Origin of the sequence: Pedobacter aquatilis, assembly GCF_032678425.1 — a bacterium.
Classification (GTDB): domain Bacteria; phylum Bacteroidota; class Bacteroidia; order Sphingobacteriales; family Sphingobacteriaceae; genus Pedobacter; species Pedobacter aquatilis_B.
Map to the genome: position 1 here is coordinate 808,956 of NZ_JAVTSG010000001.1, position 17,701 is coordinate 826,656.

At 36.9% G+C, this 17,701-nt stretch carries 18 protein-coding genes; 16 read left to right on the forward strand and 2 right to left on the reverse strand.

Annotation, left to right across the window (positions count from 1 at the left end; translation table 11 throughout):
* Positions 1-4: 4 nt before the first annotated feature.
* From R2Q16_RS03330 to ade, 16 genes are all read left to right on the forward strand, one after another.
* Complete coding sequence (locus R2Q16_RS03330; protein ID WP_316735155.1) at positions 5-844, forward strand: sulfurtransferase; 840 nt, start codon at positions 5-7, stop codon at positions 842-844.
* Between the two features lie 404 nt (positions 845-1,248).
* Positions 1,249-1,779, forward strand: coding sequence for a DUF177 domain-containing protein (locus R2Q16_RS03335; RefSeq protein WP_316735156.1), 531 nt, complete (start codon positions 1,249-1,251; stop codon positions 1,777-1,779).
* A 15-nt stretch (positions 1,780-1,794) separates the two neighbouring features.
* A complete protein-coding gene (rpmF, locus tag R2Q16_RS03340) occupies positions 1,795-1,986 on the forward strand; it encodes a 50S ribosomal protein L32 (RefSeq protein WP_231460361.1) in 192 nt (63 codons plus the stop codon).
* A 101-nt stretch (positions 1,987-2,087) separates the two neighbouring features.
* Entirely contained in the window at positions 2,088-3,026 is a 939-nt protein-coding gene (gene plsX / locus R2Q16_RS03345) for a phosphate acyltransferase PlsX (RefSeq protein WP_316735157.1), read from the forward strand.
* A gap of 18 nt (positions 3,027-3,044) precedes the next feature.
* Positions 3,045-4,040 (forward strand): beta-ketoacyl-ACP synthase III, encoded by a 996-nt coding sequence (locus R2Q16_RS03350; protein ID WP_316735158.1) that lies wholly within the window; start codon positions 3,045-3,047, stop codon positions 4,038-4,040.
* A 141-nt stretch (positions 4,041-4,181) separates the two neighbouring features.
* Entirely contained in the window at positions 4,182-4,658 is a 477-nt protein-coding gene (gene accB, locus R2Q16_RS03355; protein ID WP_316735159.1) for an acetyl-CoA carboxylase biotin carboxyl carrier protein, read from the forward strand.
* A 44-nt stretch (positions 4,659-4,702) separates the two neighbouring features.
* A complete protein-coding gene (accC, locus tag R2Q16_RS03360; protein ID WP_290238336.1) occupies positions 4,703-6,043 on the forward strand; it encodes an acetyl-CoA carboxylase biotin carboxylase subunit in 1,341 nt (446 codons plus the stop codon).
* A gap of 187 nt (positions 6,044-6,230) precedes the next feature.
* Positions 6,231-7,472, forward strand: a complete 1,242-nt coding sequence (locus R2Q16_RS03365; RefSeq protein WP_316735160.1) for a hypothetical protein — start codon at positions 6,231-6,233, stop codon at positions 7,470-7,472.
* Positions 7,473-7,588: 116 nt separating this feature from the next.
* The gene (gene tatC / locus R2Q16_RS03370; RefSeq protein WP_316735161.1) at positions 7,589-8,473 is read left to right on the forward strand and encodes a twin-arginine translocase subunit TatC; all 885 of its coding nucleotides are present in this window, start codon (positions 7,589-7,591) and stop codon (positions 8,471-8,473) included.
* A gap of 45 nt (positions 8,474-8,518) precedes the next feature.
* Positions 8,519-8,956 (forward strand): ribose 5-phosphate isomerase B, encoded by a 438-nt coding sequence (gene rpiB / locus R2Q16_RS03375; protein WP_316735162.1) that lies wholly within the window; start codon positions 8,519-8,521, stop codon positions 8,954-8,956.
* Between the two features lie 29 nt (positions 8,957-8,985).
* Positions 8,986-10,623: a M28 family peptidase gene (locus R2Q16_RS03380; protein WP_316735163.1), complete on the forward strand. Its 1,638-nt coding sequence runs from the start codon at positions 8,986-8,988 to the stop codon at positions 10,621-10,623.
* Positions 10,624-10,704: 81 nt separating this feature from the next.
* Complete coding sequence (locus tag R2Q16_RS03385) at positions 10,705-12,093, forward strand: LutB/LldF family L-lactate oxidation iron-sulfur protein (protein WP_316735164.1); 1,389 nt, start codon at positions 10,705-10,707, stop codon at positions 12,091-12,093.
* Between the two features lie 72 nt (positions 12,094-12,165).
* Complete coding sequence (locus tag R2Q16_RS03390) at positions 12,166-12,399, forward strand: DUF4160 domain-containing protein (RefSeq protein WP_316735165.1); 234 nt, start codon at positions 12,166-12,168, stop codon at positions 12,397-12,399.
* Positions 12,389-12,610: a DUF2442 domain-containing protein gene (locus R2Q16_RS03395; RefSeq protein ID WP_316735166.1), complete on the forward strand. Its 222-nt coding sequence runs from the start codon at positions 12,389-12,391 to the stop codon at positions 12,608-12,610. The genes R2Q16_RS03390 and R2Q16_RS03395 overlap by 11 nt, the downstream gene beginning before the upstream one ends.
* Before the next feature lie 32 nt (positions 12,611-12,642).
* Positions 12,643-14,619, forward strand: coding sequence for a dehydrogenase E1 component subunit alpha/beta (locus R2Q16_RS03400; RefSeq protein WP_316735167.1), 1,977 nt, complete (start codon positions 12,643-12,645; stop codon positions 14,617-14,619).
* A 95-nt stretch (positions 14,620-14,714) separates the two neighbouring features.
* Entirely contained in the window at positions 14,715-16,352 is a 1,638-nt protein-coding gene (ade, locus tag R2Q16_RS03405; RefSeq protein WP_316735168.1) for an adenine deaminase, read from the forward strand.
* A 206-nt stretch (positions 16,353-16,558) separates the two neighbouring features.
* On the opposite strand, the gene R2Q16_RS03410 is transcribed toward ade, so the two are convergent.
* Complete coding sequence (locus R2Q16_RS03410) at positions 16,559-17,209, reverse strand: SprT-like domain-containing protein (RefSeq protein ID WP_316735169.1); 651 nt, start codon at positions 17,207-17,209, stop codon at positions 16,559-16,561.
* A gap of 75 nt (positions 17,210-17,284) precedes the next feature.
* Positions 17,285-17,662: a GxxExxY protein gene (locus R2Q16_RS03415; RefSeq protein WP_316735170.1), complete on the reverse strand. Its 378-nt coding sequence runs from the start codon at positions 17,660-17,662 to the stop codon at positions 17,285-17,287.
* Positions 17,663-17,701 lie beyond the last annotated feature (39 nt).

Below are 17,701 nucleotides of genomic sequence, written 5' to 3' on the forward strand. Positions count from 1 at the left end.
TGATATGAGAACAATTTCCCCAATCATAAAACCCGAAGATTTAACCTGGTTAAATTTTGATGAAGAGATAGTGATTTTAGATGCCAGTGCTGGCTCAAAATCGCGATATGATGAAGAACATTTATCAGGTGCGATTTTCGTTGATGTAAATGAAGATTTGGCCCATATCGATGATTTTGCTAAAGGCGGCAGACATCCCTTGCCTAGTCTTGAACAATTTGCTACAGTTTTACAAAAACTTGGCGTTACCAAATATAGCCACGTAATTATTTATGATGATAAAAATGGTGGAAATGCCGCTGCAAGATTATGGTGGATGCTAAAATCCATTGGTCACGAAAAAGTTCAGGTTATAGATGGAGGTTATCAGGCAGCAGTAAAATCAGGTTTCCCAACAACGAATAAAATTGAAATTCCGAAATCTGTTGAGAAATATGGGATTGAGAACTGGAGTTTACCATTATCAAATATTGATGAAGTAGAAAACGTATCGAAAACGAATAAATTTATTGTGATTGACGTTCGCGATGCGAACCGTTTTGCCGGCTTAACCGAGCCAATCGATACGATAGCCGGGCACATTCCGGGCGCTACAAATATTCCATTTACAGAGAATTTGGATGCTGATGGACGTTTCTTAGCTCCGGAAATTTTAAAAGAAAAATATACTGAAGCTTTAGCAAAAGTAAAACCTGAAAATGTAATTGTTCATTGCGGTTCAGGCATTACAGCTTGTCATACATTATTGGCAATGGATTATGCAGGCTTGCCAATTCCAAAGCTTTATGTAGGCTCTTGGAGTGAATGGAGCAGGAACAATAAAGAGATGGTTTTGGCTGGCTAGAACTTAAATAAACTAAAATTACAAATGAGCTCTTCGAGATGTTCTGAAAGGCATCTCGAAGTATAATAATGAGGATTTGAAATCCTCTGTTATCATCCATTCAAGATGCGCTTTGCTAACATCCAGAATAGCGATGCTGGAAGTAAATTAAACCCGATTGAAGTGGAAATACTTTTGGCTTACCAAGCTTAACGAAGTCTAAAGAACAACTTTAAAGAGACTTCGTAAGTTTAGCCAAAAGATTGCAACGAAAAGCGGGGCTGTGGTAACCGATTAGCAATGAAACTGATTTTCAAAAAATTATAATACTGGTTATCTATGCGCCAAACATTAACAATTTTTAAAAAACATTTTTTATCTAAGTATTTTATCCCTACATTTGCAGGCTAAAATTTTACAGTACTTTGAACCCGCTAAAACAATTTTCTGTACCGTTTACCGGATTAAAATTGGGAAGCCATCATTTTGATTATGAGCTTGATGACACCTTTTTTGGTGCATTTGAGTACTCAATGATTAAAAACGGGAACTTAAAGGTTGACTTGGAACTTGACAAACAAGAAACCATGTTGATTTTAAAATTTAAAGTTTTGGGTACTGTTAATTTGGATTGCGATAAATGCTTATCGGAATTTGCTTTGCCGATTAATTTGTACGAAAGACAAATTGTAAAGTTTGCAGAGGATGAACTTGAAAGCGATGATGAAGAGATTATTTCATTAAGCAGAAAAGAAACGTCTATTGATATATCGAAACCGTTATACGAAATGATAAACGTTGCGGTACCGTATATTAAAAACTGCGAGCAAAGTGGTAAAGATTGTGATCAGGAAATGATTAATAGACTGGAAAACCTTTCTATTGAAAAACAGAGCGAAGAAAAAGAACAAATAAGCGACCCACGTTGGGAAGCACTTAATAAGTTAAAAAAATAATTAGATTATACACCAATGGCACATCCAAAACGGAAAATCTCGAAACAGAGAAAAAATAAAAGAAGAACGCACTATAAAGCTGAGCTTCCTTCTTTAGCAACTTGCGCAACTACAGGTGCTATCCACGTACCTCACCGTGCATATAACGTTGATGGTAACCTATACTATAACGGTAAATTGGTTATCGAAAATACTCAAATCGGGTAATTTTCTTAAAAAATTGTTTGTGTTTTCAGCGGCTTTAGTCATACCTTAGTCAACTGAAACATTCAGGATTTAACCTGAACTAACACAAACAGATTTTTTCTATGAAAATAGGCCTCGACATAATGGGCGGAGACTATGCTCCCAAAGCAATTGTTTTGGGAGCAATAGCAGCTCATCAATCGCTAAACGCTGGAGAACATCTAGTTCTTATCGGCGATACCGAACAGATTAAACCAATTCTTGCAGAAGAAGGATTTAATCCAGATCATTTTGAATACGTTCATACTGATGAAGTTATTGGTATGGGCGAACATCCCACAAAAGCAATTGTTCAGAAACCAAACTCGAGCATAGCGGTTGGTTTTAACCTTTTAAAAGAAGGAAAACTCGATTCGTTTGCCAGCGCAGGTAACTCTGGGGCAATGTTGGTTGGCGCTGTTTTTAGTGTTAAAACCATTCCGGGCATTATCCGCCCATGCTTATGTACAATACTTCCAAAAATTAAAGGCGGCACAGGTTTGTTATTAGACGTTGGTGCAAATGCCGATTGCAAACCCGACATTTTACTTCAATTTGGTGCTTTAGGTAGTTTGTATGCAGAGAATTTACTGCAAATAGATAATCCAAAAGTGGCTTTAATGAATATTGGTGAAGAAGATGAGAAAGGTAACATGCTAAGCATGGCAACTTTTCCGTTAATGAGAGATACCAATTTATATAATTTTGTGGGCAATGTTGAAGGAAGAGATTTATTCAATGATAAAGCTGATGTAATTGTTTGTGATGGTTTTACGGGGAATGTGATGCTAAAATTAGCTGAATCATTTTATGTAATGACTGTTAAAAAAGGATTAAAAGATGAATTTTTTGATCGTTTTAATTACGAACAATATGGCGGAAGCCCTGTTCTGGGGGTTAATGCACCTGTAGTTATCGGTCACGGAATTTCAAGCCCGTTGGCTGTTAAAAACATGGTACTTCAATCGAGAGAAATGATTACGACTGGTTTGGTAGAAAAAATTAGAACAGCATTTAAATAAATTTTTAAATTTTTTAAAATGAGTAAAATTCACGCTGCTATTACGGCAGTTAATGGTTATGTTCCTGATTATGTGCTTACAAACGCAGAGTTGGAAACCATGGTTGATACTTCGGATGAATGGATTACCAGCAGAACAGGAATTAAAGAACGTAGAATTTTAAAAGGTGAGGGTTTAGGCACATCAGATATGGCAGTTCATGCTGTAAATGGGTTGCTTAAGAAACGTGGTATTGATGCAAAGGAAATTGACTTAATTATCTTCTGCACCACAACTCCGGATTTTACTTTTCCAGCTACCGCTAACGTTTTAGCAGATAAAGTTGGGGCTACCAATGCATGGGGTTACGATTTACAGGCTGCTTGTTCAGGCTTTATTTTTGGATTAGCAACCGGAGCATCATTTATTGAATCTGGCCGACATAAAAAAGTTTTGGTAGTTGGTGGCGACAAAATGTCTTCAATTATTAATTATGAAGACCGTACAACTTGTATCATTTTTGGCGATGGTTGTGGTTGCGCTTTACTAGAACCTAATGAAGAAGGTTTAGGTATTCAGGATTCTATTTTAAGAACGGATGGTTCTGGAAGAGATTTCTTGGGTATGAAAGCTGGTGGTTCGGTAAAACCGGCTACACACGAAAGCATTGATGCAAGAGAGCACTTTGCACACCAGGAAGGCCCAACGGTATTTAAATTTGCTGTAACCAACATGGCTGATGTTGCTGCCGAAATTATGGAGCGCAATAGCCTAACATCTGATGATGTTGCTTGGTTAGTGCCTCATCAAGCTAACAAACGTATTATTGATGCAACTGCAAACCGTATGGGGGTATCAACCGAAAAGGTAATGATTAACATCGAACGATACGGTAATACAACCAACGGAACCATTCCGTTATGTTTATGGGAATGGGAAAGCAAGCTTAAAAAAGGCGACAATATTGTATTAGCGGCATTCGGTGGCGGCTTTACATGGGGTTCGATTTACCTTAAATGGGCATACAATAGTTAGTTGATTGGTTTTTTAGCTGGTTAGGATTTTTACATCATACCAAAAAACAAAAAACCGAACAACCAAACTACAAGAATTTAAAACAAAAAAATTATAACTTAGTTAATTCATAAACTATTTTTTACAATAAAAGCTTAAAAAATGGATATCAAGCAAATACAGGAACTAATTAAATTCGTTTCTCGTTCTGGTGTAAATGAAGTTGCAATCGAGCAAGAAGACTTCAAAATAACGATTAAAACCAACCAAGCACCTACTGTTGTGCATGCAACTGTACCACAAGCACCGCTTGTACAGGCTGCAGCTCCGGTTGCAACAGCTCCAACTGCTCCAGTTGCGGCAACACCAGTTGTTCCGGTAGCAGATGACTCTTCAAAATACATCACAATTAAATCTCCAATGATTGGTACTTTCTACCGTTCATCAAGCCCTGATAAACCTATGTTTGTTAATGTTGGCGATGAAATTGGTACTGGTAAAGTGGTTTGTATTATCGAGGCAATGAAACTTTTCAACGAAATTGAAAGTGAAGTTTCTGGCCGCATTGTTAAAATCTTAGTTGATAATGCTTCTCCGGTTGAATACGATCAACCATTATTTTTAGTAGAACCTATTTAATTAGCTTATTAATCAATTAGCTAATTAGCTAATGAACTAACATTATGTTTAAAAAAATACTAATTGCCAACAGAGGGGAAATCGCTTTGCGTATTATCCGTACCTGTAAGGAAATGGGCATCAAAACCGTTGCTGTTTATTCTACTGCTGATAGAGAGAGTTTACACGTACGTTTTGCTGATGAGGCTGTTTGTATTGGTCCTCCACCAAGTAAAGATTCTTACTTAAATATCCCAAATATTATTTCGGCTGCTGAATTAACAAACGCTGATGCTATCCACCCTGGTTATGGCTTTTTATCTGAAAATGCTAAATTTTCAAATATCTGCCGTGAATATAACATCAAGTTTATTGGTGCAACGCCTGAGCAAATTAATGGAATGGGCGATAAGGCTTCGGCTAAAGAAACCATGAAAATTGCTGGTGTACCAACAATTCCAGGTTCTGAAGGCTTACTTAATAGTGTAAAAGAAGGTATTGCTATTGCAAACGAAATGGGCTATCCGGTTATACTTAAGGCAACTGCCGGTGGTGGTGGCCGAGGTATGCGTATAGTTTGGAAAGATGAAGATTTTGAAAACGCATGGGACAGTGCACGTCAGGAATCTGGTGCGGCATTCGGTAACGATGGTTTATATCTAGAAAAATATATTGAAGATCCTCGCCACATTGAAATCCAGATTATTGGTGATCAGTTTGGCAAGGCTTGCCACCTATCAGAGCGTGATTGTTCAATTCAACGTCGTCACCAAAAATTGGTTGAGGAATCTCCTTCGCCATTTATGACAGAAGAACTTCGTTTAAGAATGGGTGAAGCTGCAATTAAAGGTGCGCAAGCTGTAAATTATGAAGGTGCTGGTACAATCGAGTTCTTGGTTGATAAACACCGTAACTTCTATTTTATGGAAATGAATACGCGTATTCAGGTAGAGCATCCGGTTACAGAAGAAGTTATTGAGTTCGATTTAATTAAAGAACAAATTAAAGTTGCTGCTGGCATCCCAATATCAGGCAAAAATTATTTCCCTCGTTTGCACGCGATTGAATGTCGTATTAACGCAGAAGATCCGGCTAATAATTTCCGTCCTTCGCCAGGAAAAATCACGAATTTTCATTCACCAGGCGGCCATGGTGTTCGTGTTGATACACACGTTTATGCGGGCTACTCTATTCCATCTAACTACGATTCGATGATTGCAAAGCTTATTTGTGTTGCACAAACTCGCGAGGAAGCGATTTGTACAATGGAGCGTGCTTTAGGAGAATTCGTTATCGAAGGCATTAAAACAACAATTCCTTTCCATTTACAATTAATGAAAGACCCTAACTTTAGAGCAGGTAATTTCACAACAAAATTCATGGAAACATTCGAATTTTCGGAATAACGATTACAAAACAAATCTTAAAAAGGCTGTTCAATTTATTTTGAACAGCCTTTTTTATTTTCAGCCTTTTAGCATTGTGCCGATAACAAATGGGCAAAATTTTGATTTACATCAAACTAACCACATAACAATCAATAACTTGTAGCGTTTCTCAAACTCATTACGTTTGAATTAAAAACCAAAAAACATGAAAAAATTTCTATTTAACGGATTTCTCTTAATACTCGCCATTGTAGTATTAAGCCAGTGCAAAAAAAATGATGATAACGAATTGCAATTAATTCAAATTAGCAAAGTAATGTCGGTCGATGCGATGAGAGCGCTTCCGGTGGGATTAACTAAGGCCACTAGAGTTAAAAATCCAGGAAAAATTTACATCTATAATGATTATCTTTTCATTAACGAACCACACAAAGGCATCCACATCTACAACAATACTAATCCGGCTGCGCCGATTAATATGGCCTTTTTACAAATACCCGGAAATGTTGACCTAGCCGTTCGTAATAACGTGCTTTACGCAGATAGTTATGTAGATTTATTAGCTTTCGATATTTCTTCGGTATCAAATATTAAGCAAATTAAAAGACTACCAGATGTATTCAGGCAATTTTATTGGGGAGGTTTCAATGCTCAAGGCACTCAAAGGAGTGTAGTTACTTACAAAGATACTTTAGTTAGAAAGAGTACATACAAAAGCGGTTGGGCAAATGATGCTGCTTCGTTTTCTAATTCAGCAAACAGCAGTTCATCTGGTCAGGGTGGTTCGATGGCAAGATTTACCCTGCTAAACGATTATTTATATACGGTTGGAAATATGGACTTAAGTTTGTTCGATATAAAGACAGCAACAAATCCAAGCTTTATTAAATCGATAGTTTTAGGTTGGGGTGTTGAAACAATATTTCCGTATGAGAACAAATTATTTATCGGAACGAATACAGGCATGCATATTTTTAGTGCAGCTCAACCCGAAAATCCTATAAAATTATCCACTTATAGCCATGTGTTTGCCTGCGACCCTGTTGTGGTGCAAGGAAAATACGCATTTGTTACGCTTCGCACCGGAACCATCTGCCGACAAGGAAGTAATCAGTTAGAAGTTGTAGACATTGAAGACCCAACTAAACCAAAACAAGTTGCAGTATTTCCGATGAAAAACCCACATGGCCTAAGTGTTAGCGGCAATAACTTATTTTTGTGTGAGGGTGAATTTGGTGTTAAGAGCTTTAATATTACCAATAAGACCGAAATTGATAAAAATATGTTGCAGCATTTAACTAATATTAAAAGTTATGATGTTATTGCCGGACCAAAATCTTTGATTGTAACAGGTGCAGATGGTGTTTATCAGTTCACTTACTTCAATCCAGTTAACATGAAGCAACTCAGTTTAATTAAAGTAGATAAAACTGCATCCATCTTTTGATATATATAAAATGGAGATTGTATTTTGCCGTCAATTCTCACAATAATATAAACTATTTCTATATTTAACACGTAAATACCATTCTATTCATTTAGAATGGTATTTTTGTTTTCAACATGAGCAACACTAGAGAAAAATCATCCCTTACCAAAGCCATTGGGCAGCGTAGTACAACTTTAGAGGCAGAAATGTCCTTTTTTGATCACCTTGATGTACTTCGCAAGCATTTAATTAGAGCCGCCATTGCAATTGCTGTTTTTACCGGCATAGCATTCTATTTTAACGAAGAAATATTAGATAAGATAATTTTCGGGCCAAAAAAACCAGACTTCTGGACTTACAGAATGATGTGTAAATTGGTAGATATGTTTCCATCTCTAGGGAAAGATATGTGCATTACCAAAATAAATGGCGAAATTATCAATACCGAAATGGCAGGCCAGTTTAATTTACAGTTAAATGTTTGTGTTATGTGCGGCATTGTTGTTGGTTTTCCATACTTACTTTGGGAAATCTGGAGATTTATAAAACCTGCGCTCCACGAAAATGAGCGTAAATCGGCAAGTGGTTTTGTATTCTTCGCATCAATTCTATTCATAATCGGAATATTTTTTGGCTACTTTATTATCTGTGCATTATCAATAAACTTCTTAACAGGCTATACGGTAAGTTCGGAAATTAAAAATACGTTCACAATCGATTCTTATGTATCATCAATTGCTACTTTAACATTGGGGACTGGGATTATTTTCGAATTGCCAATTATCATCTTTATCCTATCAAAACTTGGATTAATGACACCTAAGTTTATGAGGGCGAGCAGAAGGTACGCTGTTGTCATAATCTTAATTATTGCAGCTATTGTAACTCCAACACCTGATATTTTAACGATGCTAACGGTTGCAGCTCCATTATTTTTGCTTTATGAATTGAGTATTTTTGTTTCGGCATACATCGAAAGAAAGAAGAAAAAAGCAGAAAAAGCGTTCTATGCTAACTAACAAAAACATTACGAATACATTTCATAATTCTCTATAAATTTGGCCATGTCTGATATAAAAATCAAAATTGCCATTGGCGCCGATCACGCTGGTTTTGAATATAAAGAAATCCTTAAAACTTATCTTACAGATTATGAGCTTAAAGATTTTGGCACACATTCTTCAGATTCTGTTGATTATCCAGACTTTGCCCATCCGGTAGCATCTGCTGTAGAAAGCGGTGCATTTACTTACGGTATTTTACTTTGTGGTTCTGCAAATGGCGTGGCCATTACGGCAAATAAACATCAAGGTATCCGTGCCGGATTATGCTGGGAAAACGAAGTGGCATCTCTAGTAAGAAAACACAATAATGCAAATGTTTTATGCATTCCAGCTAGATTTGTGACTGAGGAACTTGCAAAAGAAATCACGACCACATTCTTAACTACAGATTTTGAAGGTGGCAGACACCAAAACAGGGTTGATAAAGTATCCTGTTAATTTCAACGAACAACTAACTTTTACTAATAATGAATAAAAAATTTTTAACCCTTGGCTTTGTGTCACTATTTGCTGCAAGTAGTTTCGCTCAGGTTAAACCTTTAGTACCCAACAAGGATGCCATTAGGTTTAGCAAAGTCATTAACCCTGAAAATGGCTATAAACATCTTTCCATTTTAGCTTCTGATGAATTTGAAGGACGCGAAACTGGTAAAAAAGGCGCTTGGATGGCTGCCGATTATATTCGTGATTATTTCAAATCTCTTGGCTTAAAAGGCCCGGTTGATGGTAGTTATTTCCAAAAAATAGATTTGGTAAACTATTCTATAAACCAAAGTTCGTTAACGATAAATGGCCAGCCAAAGCAATTATATAGCGATTATTTGATTACAGGCAACGCAGTTGGATTAAATGGTTTTACTTTTAGTGCCGATGATTTAGTTTTTGCGGGTTACGGTGTAAATAAAGATGGTTATAACGACTTCGAAGGTTTAAATCTGGAAGGAAAAGTTGTCGTAATCTTCGGAAGTGGTGATCCAACTGCAAAACCTGGAGATAAACAAGATAGAAGAACAGTGATGATGGCAAGAGCCAGAAAAGTTACTCTTATATCTGAAAGTAAAGCAAAGGCAGTTATCATTATCGACCCATCATTAGATAACAGAGCAGATCAGCTTAAGGCAATTTATGGCGAAGGACAACCTGTAATGAAGTCTCCTGAAGTTGTAGAGCGCATGAAAACGCAAACACCTTTTACTACAATTAGTGTAACTACTGCAACTGCAAACGAAATTTTGAAAGCTGCAAACACTTCGGTAGAGGCTGTCCAAAAAAAGATTGCTGAAACTAAAAAACCAGCTTCACAAACGATTAATGTTCCAGTTTCTGCAAGCGCAATGAAATCTGAAGTAGCCGTTAGAGCTGAAAATGTATTAGGTTTCTTAGAAGGTTCTGACCCTAAATTAAAGAAAGAAGTTTTGGTTTTAACAGGACACTATGACCACATTGGTTTAGTTGCCGACCCGAATGCAAAAGATAAAGTAAATAATGGTGCTGATGATGATGGCTCTGGAACTACAGGCGTTTTATTAATGGCAAAAGCGTTTACTGATGCAAAAAAAGCAGGTAAAGGCCCTAAACGCAGCATTTTATTCATGACTGTTGTTGGTGAAGAAAAGGGACTTTGGGGTTCTGATTGGTACTCATCGCACCCTGTTTTCCCGGTTGAAAATACAATTGCAAACTTAAATACAGATATGATTGGCCGTACTGGTGAGGAATATCTTGGCAAACCTGATTCTGCAAATTACATTTACTCTATTGGTTCAAACATGTTAAGCAGCGAACTTGGAAAATTAAGTGAGCAGGTAAATGCAACTTACACTAAAATGAAATTAGATTATAAATATGATGATCCTCAAGATACTCAACGTATTTATTATCGTTCAGACCATTACAATTTCGCGAAACTAGGTATTCCAATTATTTTCTATTATGATGGTATGTTGGAGCAAGATTATCACCAACCTGGAGATGAAGTGAGCAAAATCAACTTCCCATTATTGGCAAAAAGAGCACAATTAACTTACTACACTGCGTGGGAGTTGGCTAATCAGGCTAAGCGACCAGTAGTAGATAGAGACGGAAAAGGAAATCCGAAGAAATAATAAAAATTAGCCTCGATATTCAATCGGGGCTTTTTTATGCACATTACTTTTGGTGCCTGCTTAAATTCTTATCTTTGATTTATGATCAAAACTGCCGAGGAATTTTTAGAGAAGTCTGATGAGAAAGCGTTCGATTTACCGCATCGTAAAACCATAAATTATAACATTGGTAAATACAATACGGCTGTTGAAAGTGGTTTATCAAAATTCGAAAATCTCGAGGCATCAAAAAAGAAAGCACACGTTACAAAATGGCGTGTGATGGAAAATTTAGATAAATTCTTACCTGAGTTTGAATCTAACTTTCAGCGTAGAGGTGGTAAAGTGATTTGGGCGAATGATGCTGCAGAAGCACAGCAGGAAATCTTAAACATCATCAAGAGGAATAACGGCAAAACGGTTATTAAATCTAAATCGATGACAACCGAAGAAATTCATTTGAATGATTTTTTAGAAAGCAATCAGATTGAATCTTTAGAAAGTGATTTAGGCGAATATATTGTTCAGTTGCTTGGGCAAGCCCCTTATCATATTGTTACACCTGCCATGCACTTAAGTGCAACTGATATTGCCCAATTGTTTCATGATAAGTTTGGTACACCGATTGATGCCACACCGCCGCAATTGGTTCAAAAAGCGAGAGAATTACTTCGTGATAAATATTTAAACGCAGATATCGGTATTAGTGGCGGAAATTTTTTAATTGCTGATACGGGAAGTATCGCCATTACAGAAAACGAAGGAAATGCCAGATTAAGCACAACCTTTCCTAAAATCCACATCGCTATCGTTGGTATAGAAAAGATTATTCCATCAATTGCTGATTTGGATTTATTTTGGCCTCTATTAGCATCTCATGGAACCGGGCAAAACCTAACAGTTTACAATTCTATTTTAAGTGGACCTCGTCAACCAAATGAAACCGATGGCCCTGAAGAAATGTATGTTATCCTTTTAGATAATGGACGAACCAATTTATTGGCCCAAAAAGACCAGCGACAAGGTTTATACTGCATTCGATGTGGTGCTTGCTTAAACGCTTGTCCGGTTTACAAAAATATAGGCGGCCATACTTACAATACAACCTACAGTGGCCCGATTGGTTCGGTAATTACGCCACATTTAAAGGGCATGGAGGAGTTTAAACATTTAAGTTATGCTTCTAGTTTGTGTGGAAAATGTACGGAGGTTTGCCCTGTTAAGATAGATATTCATAAAATGCTGCTTCTAAATCGTAGAGATGCGGCTGCCACCCATGAAAACAAAAAAGTAGAAGAAATGGGCTGGGGAATGTTTAACCGAATGATGCAAAAACGTAAATGGATGGATTTATTCGGAGGAAAATTTAAAAACTTTATGCTTAAAACATTCTTCAAAAAAAGTTGGGGCAAATACCGAGAGTTACCAAAAGTTGCCGATAAATCTTTTGCAAAGCAATGGGAAGATTTGAAAAAAAGTAAGGAAAATTAACAAATCATGATTGGCTTATGATGTCTTTAATATTTGAATTTGTAAATTCACTAGTATAAAAGCTATTATAATATGCCAACACTATTTATCGTTTTTGGATTAAGGTTTTTCTTCTACTCAAATGAACATTTACCAATACATATTCACGTTAGAAATGCCGATGGGGAAGCAAAATTTGAAGTAGAAGAAATAAAACTAGTTTCTAATAAAGGTTTAAAAAATAAAGATATTAACTTGGCAATTTCTTTGATTGAAGAAAATAAAGAGATAATCATTAATAAATGGAAAGAATATCATGGAAGTTAACGTTATAAAAGTTTGGTTTGACAACGACAGTATCTTTATTAAAACAGTTAATGGAGATACTAAAAGCCATCCGTTAAGTTGGTTCCCCAAACTTCAAAATGCATCACAATCGTTATTAGAGCGTTTTACTTTATCACCTTTTGGTATTCATTGGGAAGAATTAGATGAAGACCTAAGTTATGAGGGCTTTTATAGTTATAAACGAAAATGATTTGATATCTATTACAATCCACCTAACCAAATATGCAATTTAACCGAGGCGATAAAGACAACTCATTCCTGCTAAGTTTATACAAAAGATTACTTTACCCTCGCATGGTTGAGGAAAAGATGCTCAAACTTTTGCGCCAAGGCAGAATTGGTAAATGGTTTTCGGGGATTGGACAAGAAGCAATTGCCGTTGGCTCTACTTTAGCCATGCAAAGCGATGAATATATTTTACCCATGCATCGCAATTTAGGGGTTTTTACCTCACGGGATATTCCTTTGAAAAAGTTAATGGCGCAATGGCAAGGCAAAGCCACAGGTTTTACCAAAGGCCGCGACCGTTCCTTTCATTTTGGTACGCAAGACTATAAAATTATCGGGATGATTTCACATCTCGGTCCGCAAATGGCATTAGCTGATGGGATAGCTTTGGCGGATGTTTTATCCAACAAGCAAAAGGCAACCTTAGTATACACAGGCGAAGGTGCAACCAGCGAAGGCGATTTTCATGAAGCAATTAACGTTGCCGCAGTTTGGAATTTGCCCGTAATCTTCCTGATAGAAAACAATGGCTACGGTTTATCAACGCCAAAATCAGAGCAATTTCGGTGCAAAAATCTAGTTGATAAAGCTATTGGTTATGGCATTGAAGATAGACAAATTGATGGAAATAACATTCTCGAAGTTTATGACACCATCAGTCAGTTAGCAAATGAAATTCGTAAAGACCCACGACCAATATTATTGGAGTGCCTTACTTTCAGGATGCGTGGACATGAGGAAGCATCGGGAACCAAATATGTTCCGCAGGAATTATTTGATGAGTGGGAAAAGAAAGACCCGTTAAGCAATTACGAAAATTACCTAATTGAACAGGGAGTTTTAACAGCTGATTCAATAATTGATATCAGAGCTAAAATTAAAAAAGATATAGAATTAGAAGTTGAAGAAGCTTTTGATGAACCTGAACCAGAGGTTGATTCTACCCAAGAGGAAAGTGATATGTACTTTCCTTACGAGCAAAAAGTTATCGAGCCTAATCAATCATCAACAGAAAAAAGATATTTGGATGCCATAACGGATGGATTGGATTTGGCTATGCAAAAATACCCGAATCTGGTTTTGATGGGACAAGACATTGCTGATTATGGCGGCGTTTTTAAAATCACGGATGGCTTTACAGCGAAATATGGTAAAGGCAGAGTTCGCAATACACCAATTTGCGAATCGGCTATTGTTGGCGCAGGTTTAGGCTTATCAATAAATGGTTATAAAGCGGTTGTAGAAATGCAATTTGCAGATTTTGTTACGGTCGGATTCAATCAGATTGTAAATAATTTGGCCAAAACACATTACCGTTGGGGCGAAAAAGCAGATGTTGTGGTGCGTATGCCGACAGGTGCAGGAACTGGTGCAGGCCCTTTCCATTCGCAAAGTAATGAGGCTTGGTTTACCAAAACACCTGGTCTGAAAATCGTTTACCCTGCCTTTCCTGAAGATGCAAAAGGTTTACTATTGGCCGCCATAGAAGACCCGAATCCAGTTATTTATTTCGAACATAAATATTTATACAGGAGTTTAACCTCGTCAATTCCTATTGGTTATTACACGACCGAAATTGGTAAGGCTGTAACTTTGAAAACAGGAAGTAAATTTGTAATTATTACTTATGGTTTAGGTGTTCATTGGGCTTTAGATTATTTAAAAAACAACCCACAAAGTGATGCGACATTAATTGATTTAAGAACTTTACAACCTTGGGATAAAGAAACAGTTCGAGAAGCCGTAAAAACAACAGGCAGGGTTTTAGTCTTGCATGAGGATACCTTAACCAATGGCTTTGGGGCAGAAATTTCAGCATGGATTGGCGAACATTGTTTCAAATATTTAGATGCACCAGTTTTGCGCTGTGCCAGTTTGGATACTGCTATTCCGATGAATAAAGCATTGGAAGACGAGTTTTTAGCCAAAGCGAGATTAGCAGAAACGATTGAAAAACTATTAAAATATTAAAGATGGTTAATTGTCGTAACTATTTGAATTGGTTAATTATTGCTCGACCAATTTAACAATTAAGCACTTAACCAATTCAAACAGTTATATAAAATATGGGCAATTTTAAAGTTGAGGGAAACATCGTAGATATCGCAAAGCGAGATATTTTCTTTGGCGCCGTAGAGGTAGAAAACGGAAAGATAAAATCGATTAACAAAATTTCTGATAAAAAAGAAAATGCCCATTACATCCTTCCAGGATTTATTGATAGCCATGTTCATATAGAAAGTAGCATGCTTATTCCAAGCGAATTTGCCAGATTAGCTGTTGTGCATGGAACTGTTGCCACAATTAGCGACCCACACGAAATTGCCAATGTTTGCGGCATGGAAGGTGTAGAATTTATGATTGAGAATGGAAACACGGTTCCTTTCAAATTCAATTTTGGTGCGCCAAGCTGTGTTCCTGCTACGATTTTTGAAACCGCAGGTGCGGAATTAAATCACGATGATGTTAAATCGCTTCTGGAACGTCCGGAAATAAAATACCTAAGTGAAATGATGAATTTTCCTGGTGTACTTTATAAAGATGAAGAAGTTTTAAAAAAGATTGCCGCTGCACATGATTTGGGTAAACCAGTAGATGGGCATGCGCCAGGTTTGCGAGGCGATGCTGTTCAGCAGTATATTGATGCGGGTATTTCTACCGACCACGAATGCTTTACTGCCGAAGAAGCTTTAGATAAATTACAGCGAGGAATGAAAATTCTCATTCGCGAGGGAAGTGCTGCCAAAAACTTCGAGGCTTTGATTGATTTATTAAACGATTGGCCAGAAATGATGATGTTTTGCAGTGATGACAAACATCCGGATAGCTTAGTCGAAAGCCACATAAATGAACTTTGTGCCAGAGCCGTGGCTAAAGGAATTGACATTTTTAACGTTTTACAAGCAGCCTGTATCAACCCTATTCTTCATTATAAATTAGAAGTTGGTGCGCTGCAAATTGGCCATTACGCTGATTTCATTGTTGCAGAAGATTTAATAAACTTCAAAATAAAACAAACTTACATTGATGGTATTTTACTTGCCGAAAATGGTAGAACGGTGAGCGATTGGATAAAACACAATCCTGATAAAGAATCAGTAAATCATTTCGATTGTAGTTTTAAAAAAGTTGAAGATTTCATTTATCCTTATCAAAATCAAAAAGAAATTGCTGTTATTGAGGCTTTGGATGGGCAATTAATCACCAATAAACTATTCTTTCCACCAAAGGTTGATGATAAAAATATTGTAAGCGATTTAGAAAACGATGTTCTGAAAATGGTTGTGGTCAACCGTTATCACGATGCACCTATTGCCATTTCTTTCGTTAAAAACTTCGGGATGAAACAGGGTGCAATTGCATCAAGCGTGGCGCACGATAGCCACAACATTATTGCTATTGGCATAGATGATAAGAGCATTTGCGATGCCGTTAACCTAGTTATTACGGCAACTGGTGGTGTGGTCGCTTTGGGTAATGATAAGGAAGAAGTTTTGCCGCTGCCTGTTGCTGGTTTAATGAGCAACCACAATGGCTATGAAGTTGCCGCAAGCTATACTTCTATTGATAAATTTGCCAAAGAATTAGGTTCGACACTTGTAGCCCCTTTCATGACGCTTTCTTTTATGGCACTATTGGTTATTCCGCATTTAAAATTGAGTGATAAAGGTTTGTTTGATGGCGATAAGTTTGAGTTTTTATAAAATCGTGCAACTTTGAGGAGCTTCCTTGCACAAACCTTTGTACATAAACCCGACATAAACGAACACGGAGCGCAGTGGAGTAAAGTGTTTGGCGGGACTGAAAGCCGCCATAAAAATCGAACTATCATTTTCAAATAATTTAATTAGAGGATATTCCGAAATAAGTTCAGAATGATGGTAAACTAAACGACCAAAAACCCAACCAACTACATTACAAAAACTTCCGCCAGCGGATTAAAAAGATAAATCCGTTTATCGTCTAAACAAACACAACGATAGCGTTTTCGAATGCGTTCGCCCTTAGTAAAGCGCCGTCCATCCTTGATTTTGAAATTCGTATTTACAGGTAGTTGCTCAAGATGTAAAGTCTCGGTTTTATCAGAATCGTATTTTTTTAAGGCTCTTGATAGATGTAAATCAGAACAGCTAGAAGCCGCAGGATTCGACATATAGTTATCAATCGCTTTATGAATATCTTGCGGAAAAATATTCATTTCAAAAAATGGCACCATCATTCTCTGAAAATTCTTTTTCCATTCCGAACCATGAGGTTTAACCTTGTTTTTGAAATCGTTCCAGGTTAAAAGATGTGCAAATTCGTGAACGGTTGTTACTAAAAAAGCGTAGTTGTTTAAGTTGTAATTTACAGAAATACGATGACCTTTATCGCGGTATGGATGGCGGTAATCGCCAAGTTTTGTAGAGCGTGTTTTGGCAATTTTAAATTCACATTGAAAATAATCTATCCACTTTGCAATTAGCGGTGCCGCATCGGCAGGCATGTATTGGGCTAAAACGTTAACTTTCTCCACGTTGGCTAAGGTAATTATTTTTAATAGTTTAACCACAGGTGACATGAAGATTTACCTAAAGCTAACGAAGTGGTATAACCACAGAGCGCACTGAGTTTTCACAGAGGGAAAAGAGTAATTTTAGTAGCCGTTTACAACCCGCTTAATTCCATCTTTCAATCTCAAAACATTAAAATTCATCAACAAACCAAATCTATATCCACCTAATTTCATATAAGTTAAAGTTTGAGCCAAATGTATATCTGTTAAGCTTTCAACACTTTTTAGTTCGAGGACTAAAGCATTTTCCACCAGAATATCAATTCGGTAACCACAATCAAGCTTAGCTTCCTCAAATACTATCGGCATGGCTTTTTCTCTTTCCACAAGAAAACCAGCTTTTGAGATTTTGTAAAAAAGGCATTCCCTATAAGTATTTTCTAACAAACCTGGCCCTAAAGCCGAATGAACTTCCATGGCAAGTCCAATTATTGTTCTTGATAACAAATCTTCTCTCATAAATCTCCGTTTTCTCTGTGCCTTAACTTGGTGCGCTCT